At 39.5% G+C, this 20,757-nt stretch carries 21 protein-coding genes, 1 other RNA gene and 1 riboswitch; of the genes, 4 read left to right on the top strand and 18 right to left on the bottom strand.

The features are described from left to right. Positions 1-114: 114 nt before the first annotated feature. Both HCB49_RS09210 and mntR read right to left on the bottom strand, forming a co-directional pair. Positions 115-1,797 carry a formate--tetrahydrofolate ligase gene (locus HCB49_RS09210; RefSeq protein WP_185604757.1) on the bottom strand — a complete coding sequence of 561 codons (1,683 nt, stop codon included), beginning with the start codon at positions 1,795-1,797 and terminating at the stop codon, positions 115-117. A gap of 157 nt (positions 1,798-1,954) precedes the next feature. Beyond that, positions 1,955-2,383, bottom strand: a complete 429-nt coding sequence (gene mntR, locus HCB49_RS09205; protein ID WP_061388111.1) for a transcriptional regulator MntR — start codon at positions 2,381-2,383, stop codon at positions 1,955-1,957. Between the two features lie 363 nt (positions 2,384-2,746). Between mntR and cspD the strand changes: the two genes are divergently transcribed. After that, positions 2,747-2,947, top strand: a complete 201-nt coding sequence (cspD, locus tag HCB49_RS09200) for a cold-shock protein CspD (RefSeq protein WP_003728273.1) — start codon at positions 2,747-2,749, stop codon at positions 2,945-2,947. A gap of 122 nt (positions 2,948-3,069) precedes the next feature. Next, positions 3,070-3,471, top strand: a complete 402-nt coding sequence (locus HCB49_RS09195; RefSeq protein WP_185392052.1) for a ribonuclease HI family protein — start codon at positions 3,070-3,072, stop codon at positions 3,469-3,471. Positions 3,472-3,489: 18 nt separating this feature from the next. Here the strand turns inward: HCB49_RS09195 and HCB49_RS09190 are convergent, their stop codons facing one another. From HCB49_RS09190 to HCB49_RS09140, 11 genes are all read right to left on the bottom strand, one after another. After that, positions 3,490-4,362, bottom strand: coding sequence for a 5'-3' exonuclease (locus HCB49_RS09190; protein WP_185604756.1), 873 nt, complete (start codon positions 4,360-4,362; stop codon positions 3,490-3,492). A gap of 76 nt (positions 4,363-4,438) precedes the next feature. Next, positions 4,439-4,708: a 30S ribosomal protein S14 gene (gene rpsN, locus HCB49_RS09185; RefSeq protein WP_185392054.1), complete on the bottom strand. Its 270-nt coding sequence runs from the start codon at positions 4,706-4,708 to the stop codon at positions 4,439-4,441. Between the two features lie 125 nt (positions 4,709-4,833). Beyond that, on the bottom strand, positions 4,834-5,892 hold the full coding sequence (chiA, locus tag HCB49_RS09180) for a chitinase ChiA (protein ID WP_185604755.1): 1,059 nt from the start codon (positions 5,890-5,892) through the stop codon (positions 4,834-4,836). 191 nt (positions 5,893-6,083) lie between these two features. Further along, positions 6,084-7,391, bottom strand: a complete 1,308-nt coding sequence (locus HCB49_RS09175) for a nucleobase:cation symporter-2 family protein (protein ID WP_185480870.1) — start codon at positions 7,389-7,391, stop codon at positions 6,084-6,086. 6 nt (positions 7,392-7,397) lie between these two features. Then, entirely contained in the window at positions 7,398-7,976 is a 579-nt protein-coding gene (locus tag HCB49_RS09170; protein WP_185604754.1) for a xanthine phosphoribosyltransferase, read from the bottom strand. Positions 7,977-8,059: 83 nt separating this feature from the next. Next, a riboswitch (purine riboswitch) is annotated at positions 8,060-8,160 on the bottom strand. Positions 8,161-8,205: 45 nt separating this feature from the next. Beyond that, positions 8,206-9,714 carry a carboxypeptidase M32 gene (locus HCB49_RS09165; protein WP_185604753.1) on the bottom strand — a complete coding sequence of 503 codons (1,509 nt, stop codon included), beginning with the start codon at positions 9,712-9,714 and terminating at the stop codon, positions 8,206-8,208. 19 nt (positions 9,715-9,733) lie between these two features. Continuing rightward, a complete protein-coding gene (locus HCB49_RS09160; protein WP_003732062.1) occupies positions 9,734-10,882 on the bottom strand; it encodes a THUMP domain-containing class I SAM-dependent RNA methyltransferase in 1,149 nt (382 codons plus the stop codon). Between the two features lie 161 nt (positions 10,883-11,043). Next, an RNA gene (gene rnpB / locus HCB49_RS09155) (RNase P RNA component class B) lies at positions 11,044-11,425 on the bottom strand. Positions 11,426-11,461: 36 nt separating this feature from the next. Beyond that, positions 11,462-11,803, bottom strand: coding sequence for a cell division regulator GpsB (gene gpsB, locus HCB49_RS09150; RefSeq protein ID WP_185420971.1), 342 nt, complete (start codon positions 11,801-11,803; stop codon positions 11,462-11,464). A 131-nt stretch (positions 11,804-11,934) separates the two neighbouring features. Then, the gene (locus HCB49_RS09145) at positions 11,935-12,480 is read right to left on the bottom strand and encodes an SLOG family protein (protein WP_185392060.1); all 546 of its coding nucleotides are present in this window, start codon (positions 12,478-12,480) and stop codon (positions 11,935-11,937) included. Next, complete coding sequence (locus tag HCB49_RS09140) at positions 12,477-12,842, bottom strand: YppE family protein (RefSeq protein WP_185403815.1); 366 nt, start codon at positions 12,840-12,842, stop codon at positions 12,477-12,479. The genes HCB49_RS09145 and HCB49_RS09140 overlap by 4 nt, the downstream gene beginning before the upstream one ends. A 246-nt stretch (positions 12,843-13,088) precedes the next feature. On the opposite strand from HCB49_RS09140, the gene recU reads away from it, so the two are divergent. Together recU and HCB49_RS09130 are read left to right on the top strand one after the other, a co-directional pair. Next, entirely contained in the window at positions 13,089-13,694 is a 606-nt protein-coding gene (recU, locus tag HCB49_RS09135; RefSeq protein ID WP_185604752.1) for a Holliday junction resolvase RecU, read from the top strand. A gap of 31 nt (positions 13,695-13,725) precedes the next feature. Next, complete coding sequence (locus HCB49_RS09130) at positions 13,726-16,197, top strand: penicillin-binding protein 1A (protein ID WP_185604751.1); 2,472 nt, start codon at positions 13,726-13,728, stop codon at positions 16,195-16,197. Positions 16,198-16,241: 44 nt separating this feature from the next. Here HCB49_RS09130 and HCB49_RS09125 read toward each other — a convergent pair whose 3' ends face one another. The 5 genes from HCB49_RS09125 to HCB49_RS09105 form a co-directional block, all read right to left on the bottom strand. Next, positions 16,242-16,730: a YpoC family protein gene (locus HCB49_RS09125; RefSeq protein WP_185392063.1), complete on the bottom strand. Its 489-nt coding sequence runs from the start codon at positions 16,728-16,730 to the stop codon at positions 16,242-16,244. After that, the gene (nth, locus tag HCB49_RS09120) at positions 16,723-17,382 is read right to left on the bottom strand and encodes an endonuclease III (protein ID WP_008948229.1); all 660 of its coding nucleotides are present in this window, start codon (positions 17,380-17,382) and stop codon (positions 16,723-16,725) included. The genes HCB49_RS09125 and nth overlap by 8 nt, the downstream gene beginning before the upstream one ends. A gap of 10 nt (positions 17,383-17,392) precedes the next feature. Further along, positions 17,393-18,112: a DnaD domain-containing protein gene (locus tag HCB49_RS09115; RefSeq protein WP_185604750.1), complete on the bottom strand. Its 720-nt coding sequence runs from the start codon at positions 18,110-18,112 to the stop codon at positions 17,393-17,395. Positions 18,113-18,264: 152 nt separating this feature from the next. After that, complete coding sequence (gene asnS / locus HCB49_RS09110) at positions 18,265-19,557, bottom strand: asparagine--tRNA ligase (RefSeq protein ID WP_185480877.1); 1,293 nt, start codon at positions 19,555-19,557, stop codon at positions 18,265-18,267. A 13-nt stretch (positions 19,558-19,570) separates the two neighbouring features. Beyond that, on the bottom strand, positions 19,571-20,752 hold the full coding sequence (locus tag HCB49_RS09105; protein ID WP_185604749.1) for a pyridoxal phosphate-dependent aminotransferase: 1,182 nt from the start codon (positions 20,750-20,752) through the stop codon (positions 19,571-19,573). Between the last annotated feature and the right edge of the window lie 5 nt (positions 20,753-20,757).

The following is a 20,757-nucleotide window of genomic DNA, read 5'->3' as shown; positions in this document are numbered from 1 at the left end:
CCCATCCATTTCCTGTTCGTCCTTATCTATTCTAGCTGAAAACATAGAACATATCAATTGCTTAAATTGAAAAAAGTTCCAAAAGCGACGAATCCACTTTTGGAACTTCTAGTTTTAAAATAAACCTTGCGCGTTACCATTTTCATCGACATCCATATTTAATGCCGCTGGTTTTTTCGGTAAGCCCGGCATCGTCATCACGTCGCCTGTTAAAGCAACAACAAATCCAGCACCAAGTTTTGGAATAAATTCGCGAATATGAATCACGAAATCAGTTGGACGACCGAGTAATGTCGGATCATCCGATAACGAATATTGTGTTTTCGCCATACAAATCGGATAGCGATCCCAACCATATTTTTTAAATTCCACGATTTGTTTTTGCGCCTTGCTAGAAAGCTCCACGCCAATACCACCGTAAACCTTCGTCACAATCGCTTCTAATTTTTCTTCAATCGACCAAGCGTCATCATAAATGCGTTTGTAGTCTGCTGCTCCACTTTCCACAGCTGCAATGACTTTATCCGCAAGTTCTAGACCACCGTCGCCGCCTTTTTCCCAAACTTCTGTTAAGGAAAACGGAATGCCATGTTCTTCGCAAAGCGCTTCTAATTTCGCCACTTCTGCGTCAGAATCAGTGATAAATTTATTGATCGCTACCACGTACGGAATACCAAATGTTTGGATAGACTCCGTATGTTTTTGCAAATTAGTAAAACCTTTAGCTAACGCATCAATATTTTCTTCGCTCAGTTCAGTTTTCAAAGCACCACCATGCATTTTGAGCGCGCGAATCGTTGCAACAATAACCACACAATCCGGTGCTTTTCCAAGTGCAGGAACTTTAATGTCTAAAAATTTCTCCGCACCAAGGTCCGCGCCAAAGCCAGCTTCTGTTACAACATAGTCGCCAAGTCTAAGCGCTGTGCTTGTCGCAGAAACACTATTACACCCATGAGCAATATTAGCAAAAGGTCCGCCGTGTACGATTGCCGGAGTATGTTCTAATGTTTGCACCAAGTTCGGTTTCAAAGCATCTTTTAAGAGTAATGTTAACGCGCCTTCATAACCCATTTCGCCAACCGTAATCGGTTCTTTTTTGTAGTTATAGCCAATCACAATTTCGCTTAAACGTTTCTTTAAATCTTTTAAATCACTTGCTAAACAAATGATTGCCATGATCTCAGAAGCAACCGTAATATCAAAACCATCTTCGCGCGGAACACCTTGAATCGGGCCACCAAGACCAACGACTACTTTTCGAAGCGTCCGGTCATTTAAATCAACCACACGTTTCCAAACGATTCTGCGACCATCAATATCTAAGTCATTTCCTTGTTGCATATGGTTATCGATAAATGCCGATAAAGCATTATTCGCTGCTGTAATTGCATGAAAATCGCCTGTAAAATGTAAATTAATATCTTCCATTGGAATAACTTGCGCATAGCCGCCACCAGTTGCCCCGCCTTTAATCCCCATGGTTGGTCCAAGCGATGGTTCACGCAGTGCGATAACTGTTTTTTTATCTTTTTTAGAGAGTGCGTCACCAAGTCCAACTGTTACAGTCGATTTACCTTCACCCGCTGGTGTTGGATTAATCGCTGTTACAAGAACAAGTTTCCCTGGTTCTTTGTCTTTTAACGAGTGAATCGTATCATAGGATAGCTTTGCTTTATACTTTCCGTAAAGTTCGAGTGCATCTGCATCTAGTCCTAAATGTTCGGCAATAGTCGTAACTGGTAGAATTTCTGCTTTTGATGCAATTTCAATATCTGATTTCACTTTATTTGACATGATATCCCCTCCGAATATGTATATTGTAAAAAAGAATTAAGATATTTTGGTCACTTCAGTGCATCAAAAAAGCGCGACACCAAGCGATGTAACACCATTTTGATTCTAAAGTAAAACCTGATTGCGCAATAATCAACATCTCAACCTTGGATTACCGTTATTCCTTTGTTTCTGGTTTCGTCGACTCCATTGCCTTGAGCGTCTTAAGCGCATCCGGATGATTTTCGAAAAACTGAACAACATCCCCGATTCGGTCAATGGAATTCCAACTCAAGTGGTGTTCAATGCCTTCTACATCATGATAAATATGGGACGGATCTACACCAATAATACTTAAAAAACTTTCTAGTAATGCGTGTCTTTCTAGGAGCCTTTTCCCCATTTGTGTTCCTTTAGGCGTCAAAATTAATCCACGGTACTTTTCATAGATTAAATACTCGTCTTTATCCAGCTTCTGCACCATTTTTGTTACAGAGGAAGGATGAACAAATAACTCATCAGCAATATCCGAAACCCTGGCATAACCTTTCGTCTCAATAAGGGAATAGATTTTTTCAATATAATCTTCCATACTAGGTGTTGGCATAGCTATACCCTCCAACTTAAATTCTTTCACATAGCCAATTGTACTATAATATCGCCCTTTCTAAAAGTAATTACCCTTTCGAAAACGAAATTTCTCCTAGGACGTCACTTTGAAAAAAATAACAATTAGTAGTAAAATGAGACAAATTAGTAAAAAGTATGCCCTTACAAGTCCAAAAATTTAAAAAATATCGAAAATCAGCTTGACGTTTATAGGTATTTTGATTTATAGTGTTAGTATCATATGCGGCAACGCTATGAACTGAAAAGGTAGTATTTGCGAGAAATTTTTTTACGCCCTAATGAAAGCGTTTTAACAACTATTTCTAGCAATTATTAGCCATACTTAGGAGGATTTATTTCAATGCAAAATGGGAAAGTAAAATGGTTTAACAATGAAAAAGGTTACGGTTTTATCGAATCAGACGGCGGCGAAGATATTTTCGTTCACTTCACAGCGATCCAAGGTGACGGCTACAAATCTTTAGAAGAAGGTCAAGCGGTAACATTTGAAGTAGTAGAAGGAAACCGCGGCGCTCAAGCAGCTAATGTAGAGAAAGCCTAATCCAGTTGCCAATTAGACACGGACGTAAAAACCGGTAGCGATTTACCGGTTTTTTTATTGCAAAAAAACAGCTTTCCTTCTATAATAAAGCCACATCATTCATACTTTAGGAGGCACAAAAGATGGAAGTTTTTGTTGATGGCGCAAGTGCTGGAAATCCTGGCCCTAGTGGTGCTGGAATTGTTCTGAAAGCAGACGGCATCTATGAGCAACTTGCAATTCCCCTTGCGATCATGACCAACCACGAAGCTGAATTTATCGCGATCAAACTCGGACTAGAAGAAGCCTTGAAAAAACAAGCAACGTTCATTCGTTTGTACTCTGATTCGAAAGTTGCCATTGAAGCAATTCATAAACGACATGCGAAGAACCCTTTATTTAAGCCTCATTTAGAAGCAATTTTAGAAATGGCAGATTCGCTAGAGTTGTTTTTTGCCGAATGGCGTAACGTTAGCCAAAATAAACAAGCCGACCAACTTGCGCGTCAGGCGATAAAAAAACAGAAGCAACCTGGCGTGAAATAACCAGATTGCTTCTATTTTTTATTCGATATCGCGTGTTAATGTTTTTAAACCGTATTTTTCTACTACTGCAAAAGCATCTTTGCGGAAACCGCTATATTTTAAGCTTGGTAAGTCTATTTCTAGTGGAACTTCGGTATGAATTCGAGCTAGTTTTTGACTTAATTCCAACATTGCTAAGTCTTCTTGAATTTTAGTTTGTTGTGCTGGTTTGAGTTTGTCGAGATTGTTTAAGACACCTTCAATAGACTCGAACTCTTGGATGAGTTTAATCGCTGTTTTTTCACCAATACCACGCACGCCAGGATAGCCATCAGAAGTATCTCCCATCAATGCTTTCACATCGACAAATTGTCTTGGGGTAATGCCCATCTCCTCAAAAAATGTTGCTTCATCATATCGTTTATAATTGCCATAACCTTTTTGCATAATCCAAACGTCATTGGTCGGAGCGATTAATTGCAACAAATCTTTATCACCACTTAAAACGGTAGTCGCAATCGTATTACTCGCTTGAACGGTAATCGTCCCAATGCAATCGTCTGCTTCAAAACCCGGCACACCTAAATTAACAAAGCCAAATCCAGCAGCGACCTCTTTCGCTAAATCAAATTGCGGAATCATTTCTTCTGGTGGTGCTGTTCTGCCAGCTTTATAGCCATCATATAATTCATTACGGAATGTTTGTGATCCCATATCCCAGCAAATCAGTGTATGCGTTGGGTTACTTTGACGGATTGCCGCAAACATATGGCGCATAAAACCTTGCACCCCATTTGTCGGTACCCCGTGTTGATTAAACATAAATTGCTTGGAAACGGCTGTTGCATAAAATGCTCGGAAAAGCAGTGCCATTCCATCAACAACGAGCAAATTTTCTCGATTTTCGGTCATATATAATCCTCCAATTTCCTTCTACTGCCATCTATTGTAGCATAATTATATCTGGCTCGCAGAAAAAAGGAGTTTTTTACCAGCTTGCTTTTGTCACGCCGGGTAACTGGCCTTGATGTGCTAGTTCACGAAAACGAATCCGTGACATACCAAATTTACGCATATAGCCATGCGGGCGTCCAGTTAGCTCACAACGATTGTGCAATCGTGATGGCGCAGAATCGCGTGGTAATTTGCGCAACTCATCATAACGACCTTCTGCTTTTAGTGTTCGACGTAGCTCCGCATATTGTTCTACAAGCGCTTGTTGGCGTTCATGTTTTGCAACTTTAGATTTTTTAGCCATAAGTTTCTCCTTCCCTTAAATAATAATCATTCCGATTTATATCATACGCCGCTTTTAAAATGAAAGCAAGTCTTCTGTTTCAAAAAAACCGATACCCACTTTAAATGTGGATATCGGCTATTAGCTTATTTGGTTCCGACAATTGGGCCATATGCGTTAGAGAAACCATTATTATAAGGCACTCCCGCTTTATTCGTACCACCATCCCAGTTAACCGACCAAGTCATGATTCCTTTCACTGGTGTCCCTTTTGCTTGTAAACGATTGAAAACATTTTTAACGATTTGTGGATCTGTGACGTAACCTGTTGCCGCTGCATCCACATTTGCTGGTAAGCCGAACACAAATTTATTCGCAGGAATTTTCAAGTAACCACGAGTCCCATTAATAAACGAGTCCGCCATATAATATAAGAAAGATTCTTTTAATGTATCATTATTTTGCGCAATCCATTGGTTTGTTTCATCGACCCAAACACCATCGCCGCCTTGGTTGTATAGTTGTGGGGCAATATAGTCATAGTAATTAGCAAGCGAAGTTAAGTAGCTTTCATAAGCACTCCCTGGTTTCAAATAAGGAAATTCTGGCGCCATCGTGATTAAGAAGTTTTTACCTTCTGCTTTATAATGATCTTTGACGATTTTTAGCGCTGCTGGAATGACCGTTTTATTATCTCCCGCGGTAATTGCACTTTGTTCTAAGTCAATGTCTAATCCGTCAAAACCATATGTTTCCACTTGGCGGATAATTTCATTTGCGAACGCTTGCTCATCCCCAGCTTTAAGTTCGACGTGGCCATCCGCTCCACCAAGCGCTAACAAAACGGCGCGACCTTCTTTATTTAATGCCCCCACTTGCGCTCTGAAATCGCTATCATTTATTCCCACTGGTTTAAAAGTTGGAATGCGATTAACCCCGTCCCCTTTCATAAAGGAAACATCTACCACGTTATAAGCTTTCGGTGTATCTTTTAATGCAATATCAGCCGAAGTTCCTTGTTGATAGCCATCTTTTCCGGAAGATTTCCAACTGTGCCAGTACCCAACTAGCACTTGTTTGTTAGAAATGTCTGGCATTACAGAAGCATCATCTGTCGCCGCTTGTGCCGTACTCCCAAATGCTCCCAGTCCCGTGCCAACTAAAAGTAAAGACAAACCACCAACCATTACTTGTTTACCATTCATCTACTTTTCCCCCTTACTTTATCTACCCCAAGCTTGCTTTTTTGGAGCTACTAGAAAATACCCAACATAATGAAAATAAAACTAGAAAAACAGCAAAAAAGCGAAATTGATATAGACCAATTCCGCTTTCAAATAAAGGATTGTGTATAAGTATATGAGAAAAAATAGCCCAATTAAAACTGTTTTATTTTTTACTCAGCATGTTGTGGTTCTGGATTAGTTGCTTTTTTATCTTTACGATGTGGAATCATATTGAAGATAATGTTCAGTGCAATCGCCGTCACACTACCTGCAACAATCCCGTTACTCGTAAATAAACGAACAAATGCTGGAAATGCATTAAATAAATCTGGTACAACCGTTACGCCTAAGCCAACGCCAACCGCACAAGCAATGATCAGCAAGTTCTCTTGGGAAGTAAAATTAACTTTTCCAAGCATCTTAATGCCTTGCGCGACAACCATGCCAAACATCGCGACCATCGCGCCACCAAGAACTGGCGTTGGAATAATCGTTGTCACTGCTCCAATTTTAGGAATTAAACCAAGGACAATAAGGAAACCAGCTGCTGCATAGATCACTTTACGTGTCTTAATACCAGAAAGCTGAACCAGTCCAACGTTTTGCGAATAAGCTGTGTACGGGAATGTATTAAAAACGCCGCCAAGCATAATCGCAAGCCCTTCTGCTCGGTAGCCACGCGTTAAATCTTTTTGCGTTAATTTTCGTTCGGTAATATCAGATAAAGCGAAGTAGACACCTGTCGATTCCACCATGCTGACAAGTGCAATTAAAATCATCGTAATAATCGCCGGCCACTCAAAAGTCGGTGTGCCAAAATAAAATGGTTTCGGCATATGGAACCAACTTGCTTCACTCACAGGTCCAAATGAAATCCCTTTGTAAAGCGCCGCAAAAAGCGAACCACCAACAAGGCCAATTAGGACAGCAATTGCCTTCGAAAAACCTTGCCCAAAACGATACACTAAAATAATTAACAGTAACGTCCCGAAGCCAAGACCAAGGTTATACATCGAACCGAAATCTTTTGCTCCAGCCCCGCCAGCAAGATTATTAATCGCCACTGGAATAAGCGTTAAACCAATCACTGTTACAACTGAACCAGTCACAACAGGAGGGAAGAATCGAACAACTTTAGAGAAAAATGGTGCTATTAATAATACAAAAAGTCCTGAAACAATAATCGATCCGTAAATCGCGCCAATCCCCATATCTTGCCCAATCAAAATAATTGGCGCAATGGCTTGAACCGCACATCCAAGTACAACTGGCAAACCAATCCCAAAGAAGCGGTTAACCGTCAATTGTAGCAATGTCGCAATCCCACACATAAAAATATCAATCGACACTAAGTATGTCATTTCTTCTCCGTTAAAACCAAGCGCCCCACCAATTAATAGTGGCACGATAACTGCCCCAGCGTACATCGCTAAAACATGTTGAAATCCTAAAGCTGCAATTTTCCCTTTACCTAACATTTATTCCTATTCCTCCTCTAAAAATAAGATTTCTTCGTTTTCAAGTGAGGCAATTCGTGCTAGTGAATAAACTGGAATCCCTGTTTTATTTAATAATTCGCGCCCTTGTTGGAAAGATTTTTCAATCACAATTCCAATACCCGCGACTTTTGCTCCGGCAAGCTCCGCAATTTCAAGCAACCCTAAAGCCGCCTGACCATTTGCAAGAAAATCATCAATGACCAAAATTGTATCATCTACTGTTAAAAATTGTTTCGACACAGAAATATCATTCGATTCTTTTTTAGTGTAAGAATAGACCGTGCTCGTATACAAATTATCCGTTAACGTCACCGATTTCTTCTTCCGCGCAAAAATGACTGGCACAGAAAGCGCAAGTCCTGCAAACACAGCTGGCGCAATACCTGATGATTCAATCGTTACAATTTTCGTAATTCCTAAATCTTGGAACCGTTTAGCAAATTCATTTCCCATGGCTTGCATTAAAACCGGATCGATTTGATGATTTAAAAATGCATCTACTTTTAAAACGTTACCAGGTAAAACTGTCCCTTTTTCTTGAATAAACTCTTCCAGTAATTTCAAGGCGATTCTCCTTTCAAAATAAAAAAACTGCTTCTCTAAATTTAGAGAAGCAGTATATAAGCCACCAATTTTTTCGAGGTGACTTCTTTATACAAACTACTCATAGTCCGGTTATTTACGGTAACCAGGTAGAAACTCGTCGCCCAATCGCAACTATTATACAAGTATTTCGGTTTTAAGTTATGTTGTTTATTATAGCTTTCTAAAGGAGCATGGTCAAGCTAATTTTTTACTTATTAAATTGGTAAACATAGGCATATCTTTTTTCTAGTAAATCTAGTAAGTACGTAGGATTCAAGCCTTCTCCAGTTGTATCTGTTAGAATTTCTAGTGGTTTCTTCGTTTTACCAAATTTATGGACGTGTTCAGTTAACCATGTTTTTAACTCCGTATAATCATCACTTGCTATAATCGCATCGATATTCGGAATTTCTTTTTGCATTTGGTTGTAGAATTGCGCCGCGTACATTAAACCTAGCGCGTACGACGGGAAGTACCCAAAATCACCACCAGCCCAGTGAATGTCTTGCAGAACACCATTTGTATCATTATCTGGCCGAATGCCTAAATACTCTTCATACTTGTCGCCCCACGCTTTTGGCAAATCTTTCACTTCAAGCTCGCCATTAATAAGCGCTTTTTCTAGTTCGTAGCGAATCATAATATGCAGCGGATAAGTTAACGTATCCGCTTCAATTCGAATCAGCGAACTCTCGGAAATATTCACCGCACGATAAAAATCTTCCAACTTCACATTATCAAAAGCCGGCTTCGTTATCGCCTGAAAATCAGCATAGTTACTTTTCCAAAACGCCAAACTCGAACCGATAATGATTTCATAAAATAGAGATTGAGATTCATGAATACCCATTGAAGCACCGTTCGCAAGTGGTGTTCCTACAAGAGAGGCATCAAAGTTTTGTTCATAAATCGCATGTCCGCCTTCGTGAATTGTACCAAACACAGCCATTTTAAAATCATTTTCATTGTAACGCGTTGTAATCCGAACATCACCAGTATTTAAGCCAGTCGCAAATGGGTGAACGGTTTCATCTAAACGCCCTGCTTCAAAATCAAAGCCCATTTTATTCAAAATACGAATGCTAAATTCTTTTTGTTTCGCTTCGGAAATTTTGGTATTTAGAATCGATGCATCTGGCTTCACGCCTTCGTTTGCAATCTTTTCACGAATCGCCATAATGCCATCACGTACTTTTTGAAAGACAGAATCAAGCACAGAAACCGTCACGCCTGGCTCATATTGATCAAGTAATGTGTCGTATTTATTTTCTTCATAGCCCCAATACTCCACAAATTGGCGTTTCATTTCGAGAATTCTAGTTAGGAATGGTTCGAATGCCGCAAAATCATTTTGTTCACGGGCAGTTGTCCAAGCTGTTTCGGCTTGCGCAACTAGTTTTGTATATTCCGCATATTCCTTGCTTGGGATTTTTTTATTTAAATCATATGTTTTTTGAGATTCTTCTAGAGTTTTACGAGTAATTTCGGATAGATTTTCTTTATCTTGGTTAAGTCCGGCAATAAAAGCAGCCATTTCTTCTGATGTTTGCATATTGAAAATCTCTTCGGAAAGAACGCCAATGACGTCTGAGCGGCCTTCCATTCCTTTTGCTGGCGCGCCTGTACGAAGATCCCAGTAAACTAATGCTAGTGCTTCTTCCAGTGCTTCCATCTTTTTAATATACGCTAAAAATTCCTCTTCTAATGTTCCTACCAAACTTAACTCCTCCATTCAATCAATCTTCTTTTTTAGGACGTGGCTTTCTTGGACCCCAGTATTGATATAAATCTGTGCGCAAGTAACCATTATATAGTTTGCGTTTTTTCGTTGCTTTCTTACCATAAACTTCTTCAAATAATTCATATGAAGTCAGCACGTAAACAGACCATGTCGGCATGCGTTTATACACAATACCCATTTCGCGGTACAGTTGGCGCACTGCTTCCTCGTCCTCTAAACGTTCCCCGTACGGCGGATTCGCAACAACGACCCCGTACTCATCTTCCGTTTGGAAATCGGCTACTTGGAGTTGTCTAAAAGTAATCAAGTCACCAAGACCTGCTTCTACCGCATTTTGTTTTGCAATTTCGATCAAACGTGCATCAATATCGCCACCAATAATATTTAGCGGTTGGTCATAGTTAGCTAAATCTTCCGCTTCTTGTCTCGCATCTGCCCAAATTTGCTTCGGCATCCAGTCCCATGTTTCTGAGACAAACTCACGGTTGAATCCCGGTGCAATATTTTGTCCAATAAGTGCTGCCTCAATTGGAATCGTCCCAGAACCACATACTGGATCGTAAAATGGTCTATCCGGGTGCCAGCTCGTAAGTAACACAAGTGCCGCCGCCATCGTTTCTTTAATCGGCGCGCTACCTTGCGCTAAACGATAACCACGTTTATGTAATCCCGCACCACTAGTATCAATTGTCAATGTCACTTCATCTTTTAAAATAGAAACTTCTAACTTAAATAACGCGCCTGTTTCCATCAAACGACCAGAACGACGATATTTTTCACTGACACGATTAACGATGGCTTTTTTCACAATTGCTTGGCAGTCAGGCACACTATAAAGCGTAGACTTAACTGATTTACCAGCTACAGGGAACTGCGCATCTAGCGGCAAATAATCTTCCCAAGGTAAAGCTTTCGTCTTTTCAAACAGTTCATCAAATGTCGTTGCTTTAAATACACCAACAACAATTTTCACTCGGTCTGCTACACGAAGCCAAAGATTCGCTCTAGCAATTGCGGATAAATCTCCTTCAAAATATACCTTGCCGTTTTCTACTTTCGGGTCATAGCCTAAACGTGCAACTTCTTTCCCAACAATCGCTTCTAAACCAGAAGCAGCCGTCGCCACCAACTGAAATGTTTTCATTGTGTCCCATCCTTTAATTAAATTTCTAATGAAAAAAAGCTGTTTTAAGAGGAGGAGATTTGTTTTAAATAGGCATTCAACCAGGTCGAACACCCACCTTAAAACTTGCGCTCCGGCCTTCTAAAACAGCCTTCAATGTTAAATTAATCCTGAAAATAACGCTCTGTAAGCCATGTTCTGTTCTTTACTACATACAGGGTAATAGTAAAGAGATAACCATCTATCTGCGCGAAAATTAATTCGCACCTCGTCCCTTGTTCTTGATTCCTCGGGAAAAGTGCCCCTACCATAAGTTTGAGTTTCTCGCTCGTGGGGTTTACCTCGTTCCACTTCCGAGCATTTCTGCCGGAACTTCGTCACTGTGGCACCTTCAAGGTTATAAGACCATATCCGAAGACTTAGGTCATTCACCTGCCGTCAAACCGGAAATCCGGAATGCCCTGGCTTATTGTTTGACCAGGCACGATCACTACGGGCATCACAGCACCGTGCGAGCATGGACTTTCCTCTGCTTTCAAAAGAAAACAGCGATTATCCGAACGTTATTCATAAATTCTTAACTTACTTATACTAGCATACCTATTCGTTATCGTCCAGCTTATTTCCAAAAACGTGTTTTTCTAAGTTAGAAAGACGTTTTAGAATATCAAAGTTGGTCGTTCCAGCAGGTTGTGCCGCTGCTTGGAAAGTTGGTGCTGGTTGTGCAGATGATCTTAGTGGCGCACTGTCAAGTTCTTGTACAAGTCGAATATTTTCAGCTTGTAGAGCCTCGATTTCTTGCGTAAACGTACTGTAATCTTTAATTACCATGTCTAAAAACTCATCAACATCTTCCGGACTATAACCACGAAGCCCAGTTTTAAATTCTTTTTCCAAAATTTCTTTACCTGTTAAGTGATACTCAAATTGTTCCGAAGTCATATAACTCCACCTCTATCTCTATTCTTACGTATTTTTGTTCTAATAATATACTTACCCTTATTTTTTCAAATCTCACACCATTTGTCAATCTATTCGAGTAATTTTTATGAAAATAACTATTTGCTTCTATATTAAAAGGTTTGATTCATATCCTCTACAACCTCTTGAAGCGCATAAAAGTCAATACATTCCAAAAAATAATTCGCTTGCTCTTTCGCTTGAGCGGCACGATCATAAAAAAATTTCGGCGAACCTTCTTTTTCTAAATCATACACAAGTAGCGCCCCGTCCGTATTATCGATAATAAAACCATCTCTAGCCGCAAATTGCGCCGGACTTTCATAAGGGCGTTTCGTAATAAACGCATGATAATCCGCTTTTTCTCGTACTTCAGTTGCCCATAATTGATTCGCTTCATTCCAATTAGCGCTTTGTTGTTCAAACGGCTCCAGAATTGCTAGTTTGACCGGATAATCTGTTTTTAATTCCGCAACTACTTCCCCTGCCCAAAGTTCAATCCCTAACTGTCCAGAAATAATCACCCATTCGAGCCCATCTTCCACGTGCGGTAGCAAATGGCGTTTAATTGTTTCTTTAATATAGACGGCTTCATCCGCATCCTTTTTAAAAATGCCAAGTTCAAAATTTTTGTATCCCGTCACTGCGATGGATTTCACATCAATTCCTCTTTTCTTTTTAAGAAATCTCTCACTCTTGTTAGTGTATACTTGGTAGACTGGTAGTGGTCTAGGAAATGTTTGTAAAAAGACTTTCCATTAAATGCACTTACTGCCGTCATCTGAACATTATCACAAGCTTGCCTTAATTGCAGTTCTCCTAAATAAGGAGGGCGCTCTTTGTTTACCCATGGAATCGCTAATTCTAAAAATGCATCCGCGCTATTTTTTGCTTCATCCACAAAAGGTTTCATATCTTTATAAAAATCAAACGGCTGTGCTTCTTCACGGTTACTTAAATAAAGTTCCCAGTTTTTTTCATTCTGAAGAAGCAATTTTTCCGTGCGGTTTAAAAGTTCCATTCTATCACTCTTTTCTTCACATTTTCAGTTACCTCAAGCATAGCATAGGACAGAAAATCTTGCCTAAAATTAGATTATTAGTTAAAATATGGTAAAATAGACGAAGGTACGTTCTATTTATGAGGTAGTTTCTTGCCGAAAAGAGCTATTCTGCATTTAATTCGTACTATCATTTTCATTTTTATTTGTTATAATAGATGATAGTCTAAATTTCAGAATAGAATTTTTCTGATAGAGGTGAAAAAAATGGCTATTGGTTATCCTAACGGCAAAAAGTATGCAGTGAGTCCTGAGGGTCTTCCTCCAAAAAAACGGAAAGCTCCTGTAACTTATGGTAAGCGCGGTATGTCTTTGGAAGATGACTTGAATGATACAATTGCGTATTATTTAACCCACGAAATTGCAGTCATCCACAAAAAACCTACGCCTGTCCAAATTGTCAGCGTGGACTATCCAAAAAGAAGTAGTGCCAAAATTAAGGAAGCCTACTTCAAAACACCATCCACAACAGATTACAATGGTGTCTATAAAGGAAAATATGTTGATTTTGAAGCAAAAGAAACCCAAAATACAACGTCTTTTCCGTTGAGTAATTTTCACGATCACCAAATGACACATATGATTAACGTCTTAAAACAAGATGGTATCGTTTTTGTCATTATTGCTTTCCAAAAACTCGGAGAAACACATTTCATTCCCTTTGAAAAATTTTATCCGTTTTGGGAACGCATGCAAAGTGGTGGTAGAAAATCAGTCACTATAGCAGAAATACAAGATGTATCGGACCAAATTCCTTATGGTCTAAATCCAAGGCTTGACTTCTTGCAATCAATAGATAAATTATACTTCTAGTCAAACCTTTTTTAAAGGAGAGAGATTTTTAATGGCAGATAAACCGCAGACAAGATCTCAGTATCGCAAAAAACCAAGTAGCAATTCTAAAAAGAAACCGCAAAAACGCGGAAAACGAGTAGCGGCGAATATTTTCAAAACTATTTTCTTTGCAGGATTATTTTTCGCTTTCTTTGGTATTGCGGCTGGTGCAACTGTTTTTTACGGTTATGCAAAAGATGCACCTAAACTGACCGACTCCAAGCTACGGGATCCGTTATCGTCCAAGTTACTTGATAAGGATGGTAAAGTTTTCGCAGAGGTTGGAACCGAACGGCGGGAATATATTGAATACAAAGATATACCAGAAACACTAAAAAATGCAATTCTAACAACAGAAGATGCGCGTTTTTACGAACATGATGGTATTGACCCTATCCGACTTGGTGGGGCAGTTGTAGCTAACGTGACAGATGGTTTTGGGGCAGAAGGCGCAAGTACCCTTTCCCAACAAATCATCAAAATGTCCTACTTAGACTACACAAACAAAACACTTGCTAGAAAAGCACAAGAAGCATGGTTAGCCCTTCAATTAGAAGAAAAATATAGCAAAAACGACATCTTAGAAATTTATGTTAATAAAGTCTATATGTCTGACCGTGTCCATGGTATGCAAACAGCTGCCGAACATTATTTCGGTAAAAATGTGAAAGATCTTACGTTAGCTGAAACAGCGCTACTTGCTGGTATGCCACAAAGTCCAAACAACTACAACCCTTACGACCATCCAGAAGCTGCTAAAAAACGTCGTGATCAAGTGTTAACAAATATGTATACACATGACAAAATCACCAAAGAACAAATGACGGAAGCTCAAAAAACACCAATTACTACTGGACTTCGCTCGAAAAAAGATCGTGCAGATAAAATTTACAAATACGATTCTTACGTAACACAAGTTTTAAGCGAAATTCCAAAAGAATATGATGTGTATCGTGATGGTTTAACTATTTACACAGCACTTGACCGTGATGCCCAAGAGTACACGGAAAAAATGCTTAATACAAATGAAATTGTGAACTTCACCGATGATGAAATGCAAGCCGGTATCGTGTTGCAAGATACAAAAACCGGTCGTGTTCAAGCAATCGGAGGCGGACGTAATCAGAAAGTGACACGTGGTTACAACTACGCAACACAAGTAAAACGTTCAGTCGGTTCAACAATGAAACCTATCGCCGATTATGGCCCTGCTTTTGAATATTTAGACTGGTCAACTGCCCATATTTTAGAAGATGAACCGTATACTTATACTGGTGGTACTCCTATTAATAACTGGGACTTCGGTTATAAAGGACCAATTTCCGTAAGACAAGCCCTTTATCAATCGCGTAATATTCCAGCTCTAAAAACACTTCAAGCAGTTGGCTTAGATAAATCTGAGCAATTTGTTAATAAACTTGGTATCACGTATGATAAAGGCCAAAACGTAGAATCCAATGCTATCGGTGCAAATAGTTCCAACCCAATGCAAATGGCTGGTGCTTATGCCGCATTCGGTAACAAAGGAATTTACAACACGCCACATACCGTTACTAAAATCGTTTTATCTGATGGCCAAACCGAAATTGATACAGAACCGAAAAGCACCGTGGCGATGAAAGAATCCACTGCTTATATGGTCTCTGATGTTTTAAAAGACGTTCTTTCTATCGGAACTGGTACCTCAGCAGCCGTACCAGGTGTTCCTGCTGCTGGTAAGACAGGTACAACGAACATCCCACCTGAATTCACTTCGAAGTACTACTACCCTAGTGGTGCAGCTCGTGACTCATGGTTTGCCGGATATACAACCAATTATTCAATCGCCGTATGGACCGGTTATGATGATAAGCAAAAATATGTTTCTGCGAGTGAACAAAAAATTGCGCAACGCATGTTTAGTAAGTTGATGGCGCATGCCTCTTCTGGCAAAACAACATCAGACTTCAAAATGCCAAGCAATGTTGTTTCCGTTCCAATTCTAAAAGGTAGTAACCCAATCGCCCGTGCCGCAGAAGGTACACCAAGCGATAAAGTAAGCTACGAATTGTTCTTATCAGGAACTGCACCAACAAAAACAGCTTCTACTCCTGAAGATGAGAAGAAAAAAGAAGAAGAAGCGAAGAAAAAAGCGGAAGAAGAAGCGAAAAAGAAAACTGAGGAAGAGAAGAAAAAAGAAGAAGAGGCTAAGAAAAAAGCAGAGGAAGAGAAAAAGGCTGAAGAAGCCAAAAATCTTACTGCCCCTGCCGGCTTAAGAGCGAGCTACAATGCCAGCTCTAAGCAAATAAATGTTTCTTGGTCTGCAGTAGATGGCGCAACCTATGAAGTAACCGTCAATGGTTCCACAACGACTGTATCTTCTACCTCTGTTTCGGTCAGTGGTGGCAATCCGGGTGACACAGTTTCCATTAATGTCGTCGCCGTAAAAGATGGCAAGAAAAGCCCCGCCGCCTCGACTAGCGTTAAAATTCCAGATAGTTAATACAAAAGAGCGAAAGATGATTTAATCATCTTTCGCTCTTTTTCTTATCGTTTCGCAATCAATTTACGTTGCTCTAACATTAATTCATTTAATTGCCTAAAGCCTAAAAATGTATTTCCACGCTTTAGCACATATTCTAACCGCTCATCTAAATTAAGTGGTTTCGTCTCCAACGTTTTAATTTGCTCCATTAAATTATCGAGTTGTACCGGCCGATGGTTACTCCAGAACAAAATAGATAAAAAAATGCCGAGCGCATCTCTGACAGTAACAGGAGATGGCTTTTTATGCACTTTTAAGTCTGCTTCCATGCTCTCCGCTAGATTGGTCATATGTTTCGCTAATTTGCGGCAAGCGCGCTCTGTTTCATTTTTCCAAGGGATAACTCCGCCACCTTTAGTAAAAAACTGTTGTTCTTGCCAAAAAGGTAAGCCGCTTACGTAAATGGATTCTGGATCATATTCTTCCAAAATAACATCAGGTGCAGGGAAATCCGGATGGGTTAATTCCACTGCATATTTAAATTCAGCCATCAAATCCCCTCACTTTCGCTTGTTTTTTTCCTTCTCTACACAAATAAAGTAAAGGGCATGTCGGGCAATCGGGGTTTCTCGCTTTGCAATGATATCTGCCAAAGAAAATCATATAGTGATGTGCATCTGACCAAAGCTCTTCTGGTAATTTTCTTTTCAGTGTTTCTTCTACTTCAACGACAGAGTCTTTCCATCTACAAATCCCTAGCCGTTTGCTAATACGTTCCACATGTGTATCTACTGCAATTGCCGGAATGCCAAAACCAACTGATAAAACTACATTAGCTGTTTTTCTGCCAACACCAGGTAGACTTTCTAGTTCGGCATGCGTCCTTGGCACTTCGCCATTAAATTCGGTTAAAATTTTCTCTGATAACCCTTGGATATTTTTTGCTTTGTTGCGATATAAACCAATTGAACGAATATCGTCCATCAGTTCTTCTAGTGGTACAGCTAAGTAATCTTCCGGAGAATGATATTTTTCAAAAAGAGAGGCAGTTACACGATTTACTAAAACGTCTGTACACTGCGCAGATAACACAACAGCCACCAGTAATTCAAACGTATTTTTATGAATGAGCTCACAATGTGCTGCTGGAAACATTTTTGCCATTTCTTCTATGCATAATACGGTTTGTTTATTTGATAACAATTTGTTTACGTCACCCTTTTCTTTTTTCAAGCCAGTCGTATAATGGAATCGAACCTGCGCTCTTTTTCACTTCACTTTGATTAATTGTTTGACTCGTGCGACCATTTTGGTGAAACTCTTCTGCTACTCGTTTGGCGTCTTCAATGGTTTTAACTCCTTGTTTCGACCAGTTCAGAAGAATTCTATCAATATAACGGAAATTTAATTTTTGGGAAATAACTGCTTCTTTTAACGCCTCTTTAATTAAATCTGGGCTAGTTCTGTCTTGCTCTACCCAAGCCGATAACATTTCCGCTTCCATTGGCGAAAGTGGTCTTCCAAACTCGGCTTCAAACAAACTATATAAATTCGTTTGCTGCTCTACTTGTTTTTCTTGCCTACTATCTGCTGCTTGATTTTCATATAAAGCGACTAATTTACCCCAAAGTGGCGCTAAATTATATTGCTCTGAAATCATTCGTGAATTATCTTGGCTTTGTTCGATGGCAATCATTCCTTTTTTAAGAAGTGAATCCATCGTTTTAATGGTTTCTTCGAGCGCAAGTGTTGTTCTATTTGCTAACATTTCCATCGAAGGGAAAAATTCTGCTTCTGCTGCAAAAGATTGTATTTGAAGTAAAAGTACTAGTTCGATTTCATTTAAGCCGATGGTTGCATAGTTTTTTACTAGCACTTGTGGCAATGTTACTTGCCCTTCAGCCATCCATTGTTCAAGAATTTTTGGATTCATTTTAAACACCTCACTACAAAATTATAACATGGTTTTCGAGGGAAAAATATAAAAGTACGGATAAAATCATGAAATCAGCTGGAAAAGATAATTTTCAACCTAAAAAATGATACAAAAAAAGTGAAGCCAGTATTTGGCCTCACTTTTTTTAATTATGGGTATAGACGATTTAGTAAACGTGGGAATGGGATTGTTTCGCGGACGTGTTCTGTTCCGGAAATCCATGCCACCGTACGTTCTAAGCCAAGTCCAAAACCGGAATGTGGTACGGAACCGTAACGAGCTAAATCAAGGTACCAGCTGTATGCTTCTTGATCTAAGTCGAAATCTTCCATTCTAGCTTGAAGTGTTTCTAAATCGTGAATACGTTCCGATCCACCGATAATTTCTCCGTATCCTTCTGGAGCAATCATATCAGCACATAAAACAACTTGATCGTTTTCTGGATCTTCCGGCATATAAAATGGTTTAATTGCTTTTGGATAATGTGTAATGAAAACTGGTTTTTCGAAGCTGTCGGCAATTGCTGTTTCATGTGGTGCCCCGAAATCATCTCCCCAAACAATATCGTCAAAGCCTAGTTCGTGTAAACGTTCGATTGCTTCTGTATACGTAATACGTGGGAACGGTGCAACCATTTTTTCTAAATGACTAACATCACGTCCAAGGCGATCTAGTTCTAAGCGACAGTTATCAAGCACTGCTTTTACTAGGAAAGCCACGTAATTTTCTTGTACTTGTAAGCTATCTTCTAATTTGTAAAACGCCATTTCTGGTTCAATCATCCAGAATTCAATTAAGTGACGGCGTGTTTTTGATTTTTCTGCTCGGAAAGTCGGGCCGAACGAGAATACTTTACCAAAAGCCATTGCTGCAGCTTCCATGTATAATTGACCACTTTGAGAAAGGAACGCATCTTCTTCAAAATATTTCGTATGGAAAAGTTCCGTTGTTCCTTCTGGTGCACTACCAGTTAAAATTGGTGGGTCGATTTTTAGGAATCCTTCTTTATTGAAAAATTCATAGCTAGCGCGGATAATTTCGTTACGGATTTTCATAATCGCGTGTTGGCGATTCGAACGTAGCCATAAATGACGGTGGTCCATTAAAAATTCTGTACCATGTTCTTTCGGTGTGATTGGATAATCATGCGATTCGCTAATCACTTCTACGCTTGATACCGCCATTTCATAACCAAATGGGGAACGCGTATCTTCGTTGATTGTCCCTGTTACATATAGGCTTGTTTCTTGTGTTAACGCTTTGGCAGTGGCAAACATATCGTCGCCAACTTCTGCTTTTACGACAACGCCTTGCATAAACCCTGTTCCATCACGTAATTGTAAGAAAGCAATTTTACCGCTTGAACGCTTATTCGCAAGCCATGCTCCAATTGTTACTTCTTTTCCGACAAATTCGGATGCTTGATTGATTGTAATTTTCACTTGTCTACACTCCCTATTTCATAAAACTTTTGATTCGATTTATAGCTTCTTGGAATAAGTCTGGATTTGTTGCATAAGAAAGGCGTATATAATCGGGCATTCCGAATCCTGAGCCTGGAATGACTGCGACTTTCGCTTCTTCTAAAAGAGCTGCTACAAAAGCATCTACATCCTGAAAACCTTTTTTATGTGCCGCTTCTTTTACTTCAATAAAGAAATAAAAGGCGCCATCTGGTTTTTTCGGTTTAAATCCTGGAATACTGCTTAATTCTGGATAAAAGCGTTCCATGCGTTCTTCAAAGGCTTTGTACATTTTTTCTGGAACTGCTTGGCTACCAACATAAGCTTCAAGTGCCGCATACTGGGCATTCGCTGTTGGGTTACTAGTTAAATGGTCCGCAAGCTTACTCATTCCAGCAATAATTTCTTTGTTCGCAGCTGCATAACCTATCCGCCATCCCGTCATAGAATAAGCTTTAGAAACCCCATTAATAACAATCGTTAAATCATATAAACGATCACTTAGGCTTGCGATAGAAACTAAATCCGCTTTGTTGCCGTAATATAATTTTTCGTATATTTCATCCGATAAAATGTAAATCTGATGTTTTTCAGCAACTTTACCAATTGCGATTAACTCTTCTTTTGTATAACACATGCCAGAAGGATTATTCGGTGAGTTTAAAACAATTGCTTTTGTTTTTTCGGTAATCGCTTGTTCAAAATTTGCTGCTGAAATTTTGAAATCGGCGTCAAAACCAGTTTCTACAAAGACAGGAATCCCACCTGCTAATTTTACTTGTTCTGGGTAAGTTACCCAATATGGAACTGGAATAATGACTTCATCGCCCGGATCTAAAATCGTTTGAAACGCAGAATAGAGTACGTGTTTAGCTCCTGTACCTACGAAAATTTGGTTCGTTTCATAGTGTAAGAACTGATCGTTTTTGAGCTTATCAACAATCGCTTGTTTTAGCTCGATGATTCCACTGGAAGGCGTGTATTTAGTGAAGCCTTTGTTCATGGACTCGATTGCTGCATCGATGATATTTTGTGGCGTGTTAAAATCTGGTTCCCCAGCGCCTAATCCGATAACATCAATTCCTTCTTGTTTCATTTGTTTTGCTTTAGCCGTAATCGCGAGTGTTGGCGACGGGGCTACTCCTTTGACACGTTTTGATAACGGTAAGTCCATGTTAT

This window comes from Listeria cossartiae subsp. cayugensis (assembly GCF_014229095.1).
GTDB classification, from domain to species: domain Bacteria; phylum Bacillota; class Bacilli; order Lactobacillales; family Listeriaceae; genus Listeria; species Listeria cayugensis.
The sequence above is the reverse complement of the archived record's forward strand: the minus strand, read 5'-3'. Positions and strand labels throughout refer to the sequence as shown.